We start from the raw sequence: 12,590 nt of genomic DNA, 5'->3' as shown, positions 1-12,590 counted from the left end.
CCCGGCGGCGAGGCCGCGTGGGGTGTCGTGGTGACCACCCACCCGACGTGCAGGGAGGCCGCCCGCGGCCGACCGGTGCCCGCGGGAGCATGCGGAACTCAGCCACGCCGGAGGCGGGTAGATCCGCTTCTGTGGGTGTTCAGTGGTCCGCGCAGCAGGGGGTCGGGTTCGGGACCTCGAACGGGGCGAGACGACCGCCGACGATCGGGACCAGGACCAGCTCCAGCTTTCCGGCGCGCAGGAGCGGCCGGACGAAGTCGCGGGTCTCGATCAGCGCGTCCGGGGCGGCGTCGGTGCCGCCGAGGACCGTGACCCGCTCGATCGCGCTGCGGTCCAGCAGGTCGGCGACGGTGAGCGTGCCGGTCAGGGACTCGACGCCGGGGTAGACGACGGCACGGCCGGAGACGTGGGCCCGGTGCCGGGCGGCGGCCTCGTCGGCCGCCGCCCGCAGGTCCGGGTCCGTCTCGGGCAGCGCGACGCCGTCCGGCGCCGCGACGCTCAGCGCCACGTGCGGGTACGGCGCGGGCACGTTGTGCGTGCACGCGACCAGGCCGGGCACGGCCGGCAGATGTGCGGCCAGCCAGTGCTCGGCCTCGGCGTCGGTGGCGTGCCCCAGGCTCAGCCCGAGATGGACGGTGGACATCAGTAGGGCAGGACCCAGATCGGGTTCGCGTAGAACCACAGGTCGAGCCACGGGTCGGCGTCGCCGACCACGTCCAGCTTCGGGCCGGTCGGGTCGACCGCGGCGCCGTACAGGCCGGGCTGGCTGAAGTTGCCGTCGGTGCCGCGCACGCGGAAGTAGAACGGCGACGAGACCCGCCCGAACGAGTACGTGAAGGAGGCCGTCTTCTTCCCCTTCGCGACCTCGAACGACGTGACCACCCGGGTCTTCGGCGCGGTGAACACGTCGCGGTCCGCGGCGGCACCGGTGACCGCGCCCTGGATCAGGTCGACGCGGGCCAGCACCGGGAGCAGCTGCGCCCAGTTCGGCTTGTCGGCCAGCTCGACGTCGATGGTGACCTCGACGGCGGTGCCCTTGCGGACCTTCAGCACGCCGCCGAGCGGGGTGCCGCCCCGGCGGTTGCGGTCGCCCTGCACCCGCGCGCGCACGTCCAGCGACTTGATCAGGCCGCCGTGGTCCACCCAGACGCGGCCGGCGCGCAGGCCGTCCATCACGTGGCGGTAGTCGTCGCCGGCCGCGCCGACGTGCGTGCGGCTGTAGAAGCCGGGCCAGAAGTCACCGGCGGTCACGTCCGGCTTGACGCCGTGCTGCGGGTCGTTGTAGCGGCCGTTCGCGTTGAAGTCGCTGTTCGCGCCGCGGATCGAGGTGTCCCAGAGGACGCTGTGCGAGTCCGAGTTCGCGGTGATCCACCACGGCTTGCCCTCGGCCAGCAGGCTGTCCCAGAGGCCGCCGACCGTGGCGGTCATCCAGTCGAAGCCGCCCCAGGTCCGGTAGCTCTCCAGCGGGTACGCCGGGAACGAGTCCGCGCCGGGGCTGCTGTCGTAGAAGCCGCGGCCGGCACCCGGGCCGAACGCGCTGGTCGGGATCGCGGCGGCCTGGTGACCGGGCGCGCCCTCGAAGCCCAGCGCGATCTCCGGCTGCGCGTCCCGCCAGCCGCGGATCTCGTGCGGCGAGTCGAGGCCCTTGCGGGACGGGTGGTTCGCGAAGAACATCGCGTCGCTGACCCGGCGGTTCTTCTTCGCGGCGGCGAGGAAGTTGAGGCCGGCGATGGCCAGCGTCTCGTTCGCGGCCGACTGCGAGCTGGCGCCCTTGACGCTGCCGTCGTAGTTGGTCTCGAACTCCTTGAGGACCTCCACCTCCTTCTTCCCCGGGTGCACGATGATCGTGCCGTGCTCCGCGGCCGGGATGTTCCACTCCAGACCCTGGAAGACCAGCGCCTCCGGGAACTTCTCGCGCGCCGCGACGATGTCCGGGTTGACCTTGTCGACGCCGATCTTGGCGTGCGTCGCGCCGCCGTGGTCCGTGATGACCAGCCAGTCCAGCCCGTACGCGAGGCCGTGCTGCACGTGGTCGGCGACCCGGTACTTCCCGTCGCTGCTGTACTGGGTGTGGATGTGGTGGTCGCCGGCCTTCCAGCTGAAGTCACCGGTCCGCTGCCCACCGCCGTGCGCGACCGCGATGTCCGGCGTGCCGAGGACGCCGCCGGCGGTGCCCGCACCGGTCAGGCCGGCGGCCGCGCCGAGCAGGCCCGCGCCGCGCAGGAAGCCGCGGCGGCTCACGTCGGCGGGGGAGAGCTCACTGTCCGGGATGGACAGGTCGAGCGCGTCCGGCGTGGAGCCGTGATCGTGGTCGTGATCGTGGGAGTGGTCGTGCGTGTGCGGGTGGCCGTGGCCCATGTCGCGTCTCCTGATGTTTCGCGATGATCCATCGGTCACGTTCGTCGTCCATGGCGAACGGCAGGTGACGTTTCGTCGGCACCTATGCGAACATGCGCATCTGATCGTCAGATGATGGGCCGGAACACGCCGGTCAGCACGCTGATCGCCAGCGCGGCGGCGCTGAGCCCGGCCGCGGCGACCATCAGGAGCGCGTCCGGGTACCGGAAGGACTGGCGGCGGGCGACGGTCCGGGGCGTCCGCGCGTCGAAGCCCCGCGCGTCCATCGCGGTGGCCAGCCGCACGCCCCGCCGGATCGCGCCGACCAGCAGCGCGAACGCGGCCGACACGAAGATCCGGACCGCGGCGGCCGGGTTGCGGCCCGCGTCCACGCCCCGCGCCCGGCGGGCCGCGGCCAGCGTCCGCCACTCGTCCGTCAGCAGCGGCACCATCCGGAACGCGGCGAGCGCGCCGATCGCGAACCGGGGCGAGATCCGGGCGTTCTGGATCAGCGCGTCGGCCAGGTCCGTCGGGTCCGTGGTGGACAGCACGATCAGGCCGGGCAGCGCGATCGCCACCACGCGCAGCGCCATGCCGAGCGCGGTCCACAGCACGCCGGTGGTGAGCAGCACCGGCCCGGCGTCCAGCAGCACGGTGCCGGACCGGTCCGCCGCGAACAGCAGCAGCGTGACCAGCGTCCCGGCGATGCTGAGCAGCAGCGGCGCGGCCCGGCGCAGCAGCGCCAGCGGGCGGACGCCGAACAGCGGCAGCACGGCGAGCTCCACCGCGACCGCCACGGCCGGGGCGACCGGGTCCAGCGTCGCGATCAGCGGCAGCGAGAAGAGCAGTGCGGCGGCGAGCTTCGCGGCCGGGTTGCGCCGGGCCAGGACCGGCGTCGCGCGGCGCTCGACGCCGCGCTCCACGGTCCCGGTCACCGGCCGGCCCCCAGCGTGGTGACCTCGTCCGCGAGCACGGCGACCACGTCCGGGTCGTGGGTGACCGCGACGATCGCGGCGCCGTCGGAGTCGCGCAGCGCGGCGAGCAGGTCGATCAGTTCGATCCAGGTGCGGCGGTCCTGGCCGAACGTCGGCTCGTCCAGGACCAGCACGGCCGGGCCGGCGGCCAGCGCGGTCGCCACGCTCAGCCGCCGCGCCTCGCCGCCGGAGAGCGTGAACGGGTTCGCGCCGGCCAGCCGGGTCAGCCGCAGCCGCTCCAGCAGACCGTCCACCACCGCGGTCACGTCCGCGGGGGAGCGGCGTTGGCGGCGCGGGCCGAGCGCGAGCTCCTCCCGGACCGTACCGGTGACGAACTGGTGCTCCGGGTTCTGGAAGACCGAGCCGATCCGGCCGGCCAGCGCGGCGGCCCGCCACCGGTGCGGCGGGCGGGACGCGTCCGGCCCGGCCAGCGCGGGCGTGGCCCGGACCGCGCCGCTGTCCGGGGCGAGCAGACCACCGAGCAACCGGGCCAGGGTGGACTTGCCGGCGCCGTTGGGGCCCAGGATCGCGTGCACGTGCGCGCGCCGGATGCCCAGCTCGGCCAGGTCCAGGCGGCCGTGCACCGAGACCCGGTCCGCGCGGAGCACCTCGTCACCGGCCGGGTGCCCGGCCCGCCGGGGCGCGATCGGGTGGCCGGGCACCCAGATGCCGGCCTCGGCCAGCGTGGCGCCGTGCTCCGCGAAGACGCGGTCCGGCGGCCCGTCCGCGAGCACGCCGCCGCCCGCGGCCAGCACCACCACGCGGTTGATCAACGGCAGCACCTCGGCGACCCGGTGCTCGACCACGATCAGCGCGGCGTCCGGGTCGAGCGCGCGGGCCAGCGCGTCACGGATCAGCGCGGCGCCGGCCGGGTCCAGGTTCGCGGTCGGCTCGTCGAGCAGCAACAGCGCGGGCCGGATGGCCAGCACGCCGGCCAGCGCGAGCCGCTGCGCCTCACCGCCGGAGAGCGCGGCGGTCGGCCGGTCGCGGCCGTACGGGAAACCGGCCAGGTCGAGCGCGCGGTCCACCCGGGGCCAGATCTCCGGGCCGGGGACGCCCAGGTTCTCCAGGCCGAACGCCACGTCGTCGCCGCTGCGGCTCATCACCAGCTGGGTCTGCGGGTCCTGGAAGAGCAGCGCGGCACGCTGCGCCTCGACCACGCCCTCGGACTCGCCGGAGTCCTCCGGCAGCAGCCCGGCCAGCGCGGCCAGCAGCGTGGACTTGCCGGCGCCCGAGGCACCGAGCAGCAGTACGCGTTCGCCGGCCTCGACGGTCAGGTCCAGGCCGCGCACGGCCCAGTCCCGCCGGCCGGCGAACCGCCACCCGAAACCCCGGACGTCGGCGCGCATCTAGACCCGGCTCCGGTCCCGCCCGGCGGGGAACCGGTCGAGGACCCCGGTCGCGGCCAGCGCCCGGGCCAGGACCCAGGAACCGGCCCCGGCGATCACGCCCGCGCTCAGCACGGTGATCACGATCATCGGGATCCGAAACCCGACCAGCTCGGTCGCCGCGTAGTAGGCGAACGTGTCCCAGAGCGCGGCCGCGAGCCCGGCCAGCAGCCCGGACAGCACCGCGACCGGCAGCCGGAACGAGCGGTAGCCGACCGCGAGGAACGCCAGCTCCGCGCCGAGGCCCTGGACCAGGCCCTGCGGGATGACCGTGGTGCCCCAGGTGTTGCCGAGCAGCGCGGAGATGATCGCGGCGAGCGTCTCCGCGTAGAGTGCGGCGCCGGGCTTGCGGATGATCAGCCCGGCCAGCACGCCCGGGACCAGCCAGACGCCGTAGAGCACCGCCTGCGCGGGCGGGAAGAACGCGAAGGCGGCCTCGGTGCCGCCCCACACCAGGCCCCAGGCCCAGAAGACCACGCCGAACGCGGCGGCGATCACCGAGGCGACGACGATGTCGACGGTGCGCCACCTGTGTGAGGTGTTGCTCATGATGAATTGCCCCCTGAACACGATGGGGGGAAGACGCGCGCCACGGGTCCGGCGGACGGACCCGTGGCGCGGCGATGGAGTGGAAGACCGAACTCCCTGCGCTGGCATTACCCAGATCAGGTGGTTGAGGGTCTGCGGCGTCGCCCGCCGCACTCTCAGCGCTGTGCGCTCCCCTGTCGGATATGAAGTTGTCTCGCTGACGCTACCTCAGGGTGACCGGCCGGTTCCCGCTAGGGTTGTCGACGTGACGCAGACCTTCTCGGGCGACGGGATCGACTGGTCGGCACCGCCACCGCCCGATCAGAAACCGCCGCGGCGCAAACCGTTCGGCGGCCGGATCGGGTCGGTCGAGGTGCTGGCCGTGCTGCTGGTGCTCCTGGTGATCTTCCGCAACCCGCTGGGCGGCCTGATCTCCGCGCCGGTCCTGCAGACCTGGACCACGGTGTTCGTCTCCGTGATGGTGCAGGCGGTGCCGTTCCTGGTCTTCGGCGTGCTGCTCTCCGCCGTGATCGCGGTCTTCGTGCCGCGCTCGTTCTGGGCGCGCGCGCTGCCGAAGCACCCGGCGCTGGCGGTCCCGGTCGCCAGCGCGGCCGGTGTGGTGCTGCCCGGCTGCGAGTGCGGGTCCGTGCCGATCGCCGGGTCGCTGATCCGCCGCGGTGTCACGCCGGCCGCCGCGCTCGCGTTCCTGCTGGCCGCGCCCGCGATCAACCCGATCGTGCTGATCGCCACCGCGGTCGCGTTCCCGAACAATCCGGAGATGGTGGTGGGCCGCGCGCTCGCCAGCCTGATCGTGGCGATGCTGATGGGCTGGCTCTGGCTGCGCCTCGGCAAGGCCGACTGGATCAAGCTGCCGCACCGGCCCGACCTCGACGGCGTCTCGAAGATGCAGGCGTTCTGGGCCGCCACCCGGCACGACATCGTGCACGCGGGCGGCTTCCTGGTGATCGGCGCCGCGGCCGCCGCCACGATCAACGTGGTGGTGCCGGAGGCCTGGCTGCAGAGCCTCGCGGAGCAGCCGGTGCTGGCCGTGCTCGCGCTGGCCGTGCTCGCCGTGCTGCTCTCCATCTGCTCCGAGGCGGACGCGTTCGTGGCCGCCTCGCTCTCCCAGTTCTCGCTCACGTCGCGGCTGGTGTTCCTGGTGGTCGGCCCGATGGTCGACCTGAAACTGATCTCGATGCAGATCGGCGTCTTCGGGCGCCGCTTCGCCACCCGGTTCGCGCCGGCCACGTTCGTGACGGCGGTGCTGGTGGCGACCGGTGTGGGGATGGTGCTGCTGTGAACCGTCAGGCACAAGCGGTGATCATGCTGCTGTTCGGTGGCGCGATCCTCAAGGCGTCGATCGGCGATCTCTATCTCCGCTACGTCAAGGAGATCCTCCAGCCGTTCCTGATCGCCTCGGCGCTGCTGCTGATCGCGGCCGGCGTGATGACGCTCTGGTACGACCTGCGCAACCCGGCGGGCGAGCACGACCACGAACCGGACGACGGCCACGGGCACAAGCACCACGAGCCGCGCGTCGGCTGGCTGCTGATCCTGCCGGTGCTCGGGCTGCTGCTGGTCGCGCCGCCCGCGCTCGGCGCCTACGCGGCCGGGCAGTCCGGCAGCGCGCTCGCCGGGCAGCAGGCCGAGTCCGACTATCCGGCGCTGCCCGAGGGCGACCCGGTCGAGGTCACCATGCTGGACTACGCGTCCCGGGCCGTCTTCGACGAGGGCAAGTCGCTGACCGACCGGCGGCTGCTGCTCACCGGCTTCGTCACGCAGGGCCCGGACGGGCAGCCCATGCTGGCCCGTATGATCCTCAGCTGCTGCGCCGCGGACGGCCGGCCGATCAAGGTCGGGCTGAGCGGAAACGTGCCGACCGCCGTACCCTCGGACACATGGATCGAGGTCACCGGTTCCTACACCGCGAAGACCGCGAAGGATCCGGTCAACGAGGCCACGGTGCCCTACCTGGAGGTCGAGACGTGGCAGGAGATCCCGGCACCCAAGCAGCAGTACGAGTAGCCGCCCGCGGCCTCACGTTCGACGTCCTCGCCGGCGGTCCGGCGGACGGCGAGCCGATCCTGCTGCTGCACGGCTTCCCGCAGCACAGCGCGGAGTGGGAGCTGGTGACACCGCACCTGCACGCGGCCGGGATGCGGACGTACGCATTGGACCAGCGCGGCTACTCGCCGGGCGCGCGACCGTCCGGCGCGGCCGCCTACACGGTCGAGGAGCTGGTTGCGGACGCGGTCGCGGTGCTGGACGCGCTGGGCCTGGCCTCCGCGCACGTCTGCGGGCACGACTGGGGCGCGTTCGTCGCCTGGGCGCTGGCCGGGGCGCATCCGGACCGGGTGCGGTCGCTGACCGCGGTCTCCGTGCCGCACCCGCGCGCGATGGGCTGGGCGTTGCGCAACGACCGTGACCAGCGCCGCCGGTCGTCGTACATTCTGCTGTTCCGGCGCCGGTTCCTGGCCGAGGCGGTGCTGCTCGCGTTCCGTGGCCGGGCGCTGCGGAAGATGCTGATCGGTGCGCGTGCCGACCGCTACGTGTCCCGGATGCGGGAGCGCGGCGCGCTGACCGCGGCGCTGAACTGGTACCGCGCACCGTCCTCGGCGCGGACCGGCCCGATCGAGGTGCCGACCACGCTGGTCTGGAGCGACGGCGATCCCGCGCTCGGCCGCGCCGGGGCGGAGCGCACCGCGCGGTACGTGACCGCCGACTACCGGTTCGTGGAGCTGGCCGGTGTCGACCACTGGGTGCCGGAGCGCGTTCCGGACCGGTTGGCCGACGAGATCCTCTCCCGGGCCGGTATCGTCACCGGGTGAGTCTCCTCCCGCCGACCCGCTCCTCGCTGGCCGCGGATCTGGCCGCGCTGGGCGTCCGGCCCGGCGGCGTCGTGCTGGTGCACAGCTCGTTGCGCGCGATCGGCTGGGTGTGCGGCGGCGCGGAGGCGGTGGTGCTGGCGCTGCGCGACGTGCTCGGCCCGGACGGCACGCTGGTGGTGCCCACGCACACCCCGGTCAACTCCGACCCGGCCCGCTGGGTCGACCCGCCGGTGCCGGTCGAGTGGTGGGACGTGATCCGCGCGGAGACGCCCGCGTTCGACCCGGCCCGCACACCCGGCCGGGCCATGGGCGCGGTCGCCGAGCAGGTCCGCACCTGGCCGGGCGCGCGGCGCAGCGACCACCCGCAGGTGTCGTTCGCCGCGCTCGGGCCGCACGCGGCGGAGATCACCGAGGGGCACTCGCTCGGCGACGGGCTGGGCGAGACGTCCCCGCTCGGCCGGCTGCACCGGCTCGACGCGGACATCGTGATGCTCGGCACGGGCTGGGACACGTGCACGTCGTTCCACCTGGCCGAGTACCGCTGGGGCCGGGCGCCCCGGCACACCGAGGGCGGCGCGGTGCGCGGGCCGGACGGCGGTCGCGCGTGGGTGACCTGGGAGGACGTGGCGTTCGACGCGTCCGACTTCGAACTGATCGGCGCGGATCTGCCCGAGTTCGTACCGGTCCACACCGGAAGCGTGGGAACCGGCACCGGCACGCGCGTGGCGATGCCGGCCGCGGTCGGCTTCGCGGCCCGCTGGCTGCCGCTGCACCGGGTTTGATCTTCACACGGGGAGGGCATCACAGGGCCCGCTGAAACACATATGGAGGGCAGGCGATGGCGCACACCAAGGAGACCGAGAAACAACGCTGGGACCGCAACTTCCAGGACTTGCTCCAGGAGTTGCGAGTGGCGCAGACCGGCGTCCAGATTCTCTTCGCGTTCCTGCTCACGCTGCCGTTCGCGGCCGGCTTCGGCCAGACCACGCAGTTGCAGAAGGATGTCTACCTGATCGCGCTGGTCTCCGCCGCGTTCGCCACCGCGATGATCATTTCGCCGGTCGCGTTCCACCGCGCGCTGTTCCGCCAGGGCCGCAAGCCGGAACTGGTGCGGTACGCGCACAAGATGGCCACCGGCGGTCTCGCGTTCATGCTGATCTCGATGGTCAGCTCCGTTTTCGTGATCACCGACTTCCTGCTCAACCTGACCTGGGCGATCGTGCTCACCGCCGTCACCGGACTGTGGTTCGCCACGTTCTGGGCGCTGCTGCCCTTCGCGCGCCGCAACTGGGCGGATGACGACGACGAGGACGACGACGTCGCCTATGCGGAGGAGAGCAACGAGGCGGTGCTGCCCAGCCCCCGCTGACAGCGGGTAGCGTGCGGGGGCAGGAGGGTACGGCGCGTGTCCGTACCGTGTCAGGGGTTGTGCCGTGACGACCACAGACCGTTCCGATGCCACGCGGGCTTCCGATGCCACGCGCGCTTCCGACGCAGACGCCACGCGGGCTTCCGATGCCACGCGGCGTTCCCACGTCACCGAGCGGGAGGCCCGCCGGGTGGCGGAGGAGGCCCGCGCGCAGGACTGGGACCGGCCGAGTTTCGCCAAGGAGCTGTTCCTCGGCCGGTTCCGGCTCGACCTGATCGACCCCTATCCGGACGACGATCCGGCGCGGGCCGGTGACGCCGCGGAGTTCCTCGGGCGCCTGGAGGCGTTCCTGCGCTCCGAGGTGGACGCCGAGCGCATCGAGCGCGAGGCCCGCATCCCGGACGAGGTGCTCACCGGCCTCGCGGCGCTCGGCGCGTTCGGCATGACGATCGATCCACGGTACGGCGGGCAGGGCCTCTCCCACCTGCACTACTGCCGCGCGCTCACGCTGGTCGGCTCCGTCAGCCCGGCGCTCGCCGCGCTGCTGTCCGCGCACCAGTCGATCGGTGTACCGCAGCCGTTGAAGCTCTTCGGCACGGACGCGCAGCGGCGCGCGTTCCTGCCCCGGCTCGCCGCCGGTGAGGTGTCCGCGTTCCTGCTCACCGAGCCGGACTCCGGCTCCGACCCGGCCCGGCTGCGCACCACCGCCACCCCGGTCGAGGGCGGCTACCGGCTCGACGGCGTCAAGCTCTGGGCCACCAACGGCACGATCGCGTCGCTGCTGGTGGTGATGGCCCGGGTGCCGGACGCCGGGATCACCGCGTTCGTCGTCGAGGGCGACAGCGAGGGCATCACGGTCGAGCGCCGCAACGAGTTCCTCGGCCTGCGCGGCCTGGAGAACAGCGTCACCCGGTTCCACGACGTCTTCGTCCCGGACCGCAACGTGGTCGGCGGCGTCGGCAAGGGCCTGAAGATCGCGCTGACCACACTCAACACCGGCCGCCTCTCGCTGCCCGCGCTCTGCGTGGCCGCCGGCAAGTGGTCGCTGGCCGCCGCGCGCGAGTGGTCCGCCGCGCGGGTCCAGTGGGGACAGCCGGTCGGCCGGCACGAGGCGATCGCGAAGAAGCTGTCGTTCATCGCCGCGTCCACCTACGGCATGGAGTCCATGCTGGAGCTGTCCTGCCTGCTCGCGGACGAGGAGCGCGGCGACATCCGGATCGAGGCCGCGCTGGCCAAGCTCTACGCCAGCGAGACGGGCTGGCAGATCGCGGACGAACTGGTGCAGCTGCGCGGCGGCCGAGGCTACGAGACCGCGGCGTCGCTGGCCGCCCGCGGCGAACGCCCGCTCGCCGCCGAGCAGCAGCTGCGTGACCTGCGGATCAACCGGATCTTCGAGGGCTCGACCGAGATCATGCACCTGCTGATCGCGCGCGAGGCGGTCGACGCGCACCTGCAGGTCGCCGGCGACATCATCGACCCGGACGTGAACCTGACCGGCAAGGCCCGTGCCGGTGCCCGTGCCGGCGCGTTCTACGCGAAGTGGCTGCCCACGCTGGCCGTCGGCAAGGGCCAGTCGCCGGGGGCGTACGCGGACTTCGGTCACCTGGCCACGCACCTGCGCTACGTCGAGCGCTGCTCGCGGAAGCTGGCCCGGTCCACGTTCTGGGCGATGGGCCGCTGGCAGGGCCGGCTGGAGCGCAAGGAGGCGTTCCTGGCCCGGATCGTGGACATCGGCGCGGAACTGTTCGCGATCTCCGCCGCGTGCGTGCGGGCCCGCGCCGAGTCCGCCGCCCACCCCGAGGTGATAGAGCTGGCCGACCTGTTCAGCCGGCAGGCCCGGCTGCGCGCGGACGCGCTCTTCGACGCGCTGCGGGACAACACCGACTCGGTGGACAACGCGGCCGCCCGGCGCCTGCTGGCCGGGCGCTACGCGTTCCTGGAGCGCGGCATCGTCCCGCCGGCCGGCTCGGGGGAGTGGGTCGCGCCGTGGGAACCGGGACCGGCCACGGTGCCGGACGTCCGCCGGCGGCTGCCTACTTCAGACCCAGCGACCTGAGCTCGAGCCGCGCCAGCGCGTCCATGGTCGACTCGTCGCCGCGCCGCCAGGCACCGGCCACGTCCGGGCCCAGCTTCGCCAGCCGGCGCACCGGCTGGCCGGTCAGCGCGCGCAGCGCCAGCAGGTCCCGGCCCGCGACCGATCCGCGCGCGGCCGCGGCCGACCCGGCCCGGCGCATCCACCTGACCCGCAGCGGCAGCCAGGCGAGGAGCACCAGCCCCAGCGGTACGGCGACGAGCGCCAGCGGCAGCGCCCAGGCCAGGTCCGCGACCAGTTCCTGCTGGTCGCGGCCCGCGTTCGCCAGCCCCTGCGCGGCCTCGGCCGCCCGGGTGAACGGCGCGGTCAGCTCGTCGCCGGCGATCGGCACCCGGCCGACCTTGGTGCCGACGTCGGTGAGGTTGTCGGCGATGCCCTGGCCGGCACCCTCCAGCTCCCGGCCGGGCACCGCGAGTTTCTCGATCAGGTCGCGCAGCCAGAGGGCGAGTCTGACCCACGCGTAGATCCAGACCACCACCAGCAGATCCGTGACGACCTGGCGAACGAACACGGGCATGCGATCGGCATAAATCTTCACGCGCCCAGGGTCCCGCACGGCACCCCGCCACGCACGCCCGGTCTCACCCGGCCGGGCGGCGCCGGAGCCCGGGTCACGCCTCGGCGCAGGCCTTGCAGGTGCCGAAGATCTCCAGGGTGTGGCTGACGTCGACGAAGCCGTGCTGGGCGGCGACGCGGTCGGCCCAGGACTCGACGGCCGGGCCCTCGACCTCGACGGTGCTGCCGCACGAGCGGCAGACCAGGTGATGGTGGTGGCCGGAGCTGCACCGGCGGTAGAGGTGCTCGCCGCCGGGTGGGCGCATGACGTCGATCTCGCCGCTGTCGGCGAGGCCCTGGAGCGTGCGGTAGACCGTGGTCAGGCCGACCCGCTCACCGCGGTCGCGGAGCATCGCGTGCAGGTCCTGGGCGCTGTGGAAGCCCTCGACCTCGGCGAGCAGCGAACTGACGGCGGTGCGCTGGCGGGTGTTGCGGACGGCGGCCTGGGCCGCGTTTTCAGCGATCATCGAGAGTCTCCGGCGGGCGTGGGCGCGGCGTGGTCGGACACGGAAGCGGGGG

The 12,590-nt window shown here is 73.5% G+C and carries 13 protein-coding genes and 1 riboswitch; of the genes, 6 read left to right on the top strand and 7 right to left on the bottom strand.

Annotated elements, in window-relative coordinates:
- Window positions 1-139 precede the first annotated feature (139 nt).
- From J2S44_RS11065 to J2S44_RS11045, 5 genes are all read right to left on the bottom strand, one after another.
- The gene (locus tag J2S44_RS11065) at window positions 140-643 is read right to left on the bottom strand and encodes a hypothetical protein (RefSeq protein WP_310411633.1); all 504 of its coding nucleotides are present in this window, start codon (window positions 641-643) and stop codon (window positions 140-142) included.
- Complete coding sequence (locus J2S44_RS11060) at window positions 643-2,358, bottom strand: PHP domain-containing protein (protein WP_310411630.1); 1,716 nt, start codon at window positions 2,356-2,358, stop codon at window positions 643-645. Before J2S44_RS11060 ends, J2S44_RS11065 begins: the two co-directional genes overlap by 1 nt.
- Before the next feature lie 107 nt (window positions 2,359-2,465).
- Window positions 2,466-3,260 (bottom strand): energy-coupling factor transporter transmembrane component T family protein, encoded by a 795-nt coding sequence (locus J2S44_RS11055; protein ID WP_310429591.1) that lies wholly within the window; start codon window positions 3,258-3,260, stop codon window positions 2,466-2,468.
- A gap of 8 nt (window positions 3,261-3,268) precedes the next feature.
- Window positions 3,269-4,660 (bottom strand): ABC transporter ATP-binding protein, encoded by a 1,392-nt coding sequence (locus tag J2S44_RS11050; RefSeq protein ID WP_310411628.1) that lies wholly within the window; start codon window positions 4,658-4,660, stop codon window positions 3,269-3,271.
- Window positions 4,661-5,248 carry an ECF transporter S component gene (locus J2S44_RS11045; RefSeq protein WP_310411626.1) on the bottom strand — a complete coding sequence of 196 codons (588 nt, stop codon included), beginning with the start codon at window positions 5,246-5,248 and terminating at the stop codon, window positions 4,661-4,663.
- A 75-nt stretch (window positions 5,249-5,323) separates the two neighbouring features.
- A riboswitch (TPP riboswitch) is annotated at window positions 5,324-5,433 on the bottom strand.
- 152 nt (window positions 5,434-5,585) lie between these two features.
- Between J2S44_RS11045 and J2S44_RS11040 the strand changes: the two genes are divergently transcribed.
- From J2S44_RS11040 to J2S44_RS11015, 6 genes are all read left to right on the top strand, one after another.
- Window positions 5,586-6,527: a permease gene (locus J2S44_RS11040; protein ID WP_310429589.1), complete on the top strand. Its 942-nt coding sequence runs from the start codon at window positions 5,586-5,588 to the stop codon at window positions 6,525-6,527.
- Window positions 6,524-7,252 (top strand): TIGR03943 family putative permease subunit, encoded by a 729-nt coding sequence (locus tag J2S44_RS11035; protein ID WP_310411623.1) that lies wholly within the window; start codon window positions 6,524-6,526, stop codon window positions 7,250-7,252. The genes J2S44_RS11040 and J2S44_RS11035 overlap by 4 nt, the downstream gene beginning before the upstream one ends.
- A complete protein-coding gene (locus J2S44_RS11030; protein ID WP_310411620.1) occupies window positions 7,213-8,055 on the top strand; it encodes an alpha/beta fold hydrolase in 843 nt (280 codons plus the stop codon). The genes J2S44_RS11035 and J2S44_RS11030 overlap by 40 nt, the downstream gene beginning before the upstream one ends.
- The gene (locus tag J2S44_RS11025; protein ID WP_310411618.1) at window positions 8,052-8,837 is read left to right on the top strand and encodes an AAC(3) family N-acetyltransferase; all 786 of its coding nucleotides are present in this window, start codon (window positions 8,052-8,054) and stop codon (window positions 8,835-8,837) included. Before J2S44_RS11030 ends, J2S44_RS11025 begins: the two co-directional genes overlap by 4 nt.
- Before the next feature lie 56 nt (window positions 8,838-8,893).
- Window positions 8,894-9,424, top strand: a complete 531-nt coding sequence (locus J2S44_RS11020) for a DUF6328 family protein (protein ID WP_310411614.1) — start codon at window positions 8,894-8,896, stop codon at window positions 9,422-9,424.
- Between the two features lie 190 nt (window positions 9,425-9,614).
- Window positions 9,615-11,480, top strand: a complete 1,866-nt coding sequence (locus J2S44_RS11015; RefSeq protein ID WP_310411611.1) for an acyl-CoA dehydrogenase family protein — start codon at window positions 9,615-9,617, stop codon at window positions 11,478-11,480.
- On the opposite strand, the gene J2S44_RS11010 is transcribed toward J2S44_RS11015, so the two are convergent.
- Entirely contained in the window at window positions 11,458-12,033 is a 576-nt protein-coding gene (locus tag J2S44_RS11010; RefSeq protein WP_310411609.1) for a hypothetical protein, read from the bottom strand. The two genes, J2S44_RS11015 and J2S44_RS11010, sit on opposite strands and share 23 nt — an antisense overlap.
- A gap of 94 nt (window positions 12,034-12,127) precedes the next feature.
- On the bottom strand, window positions 12,128-12,538 hold the full coding sequence (locus tag J2S44_RS11005) for a Fur family transcriptional regulator (protein WP_310411607.1): 411 nt from the start codon (window positions 12,536-12,538) through the stop codon (window positions 12,128-12,130).
- Between the last annotated feature and the right edge of the window lie 52 nt (window positions 12,539-12,590).

Origin of the sequence: Catenuloplanes niger (assembly GCF_031458255.1) — a bacterium.
In the GTDB taxonomy this organism is placed as follows: domain Bacteria; phylum Actinomycetota; class Actinomycetes; order Mycobacteriales; family Micromonosporaceae; genus Catenuloplanes; species Catenuloplanes niger.
The sequence above is the reverse complement of the archived record's forward strand: the minus strand, read 5'-3'. Positions and strand labels throughout refer to the sequence as shown.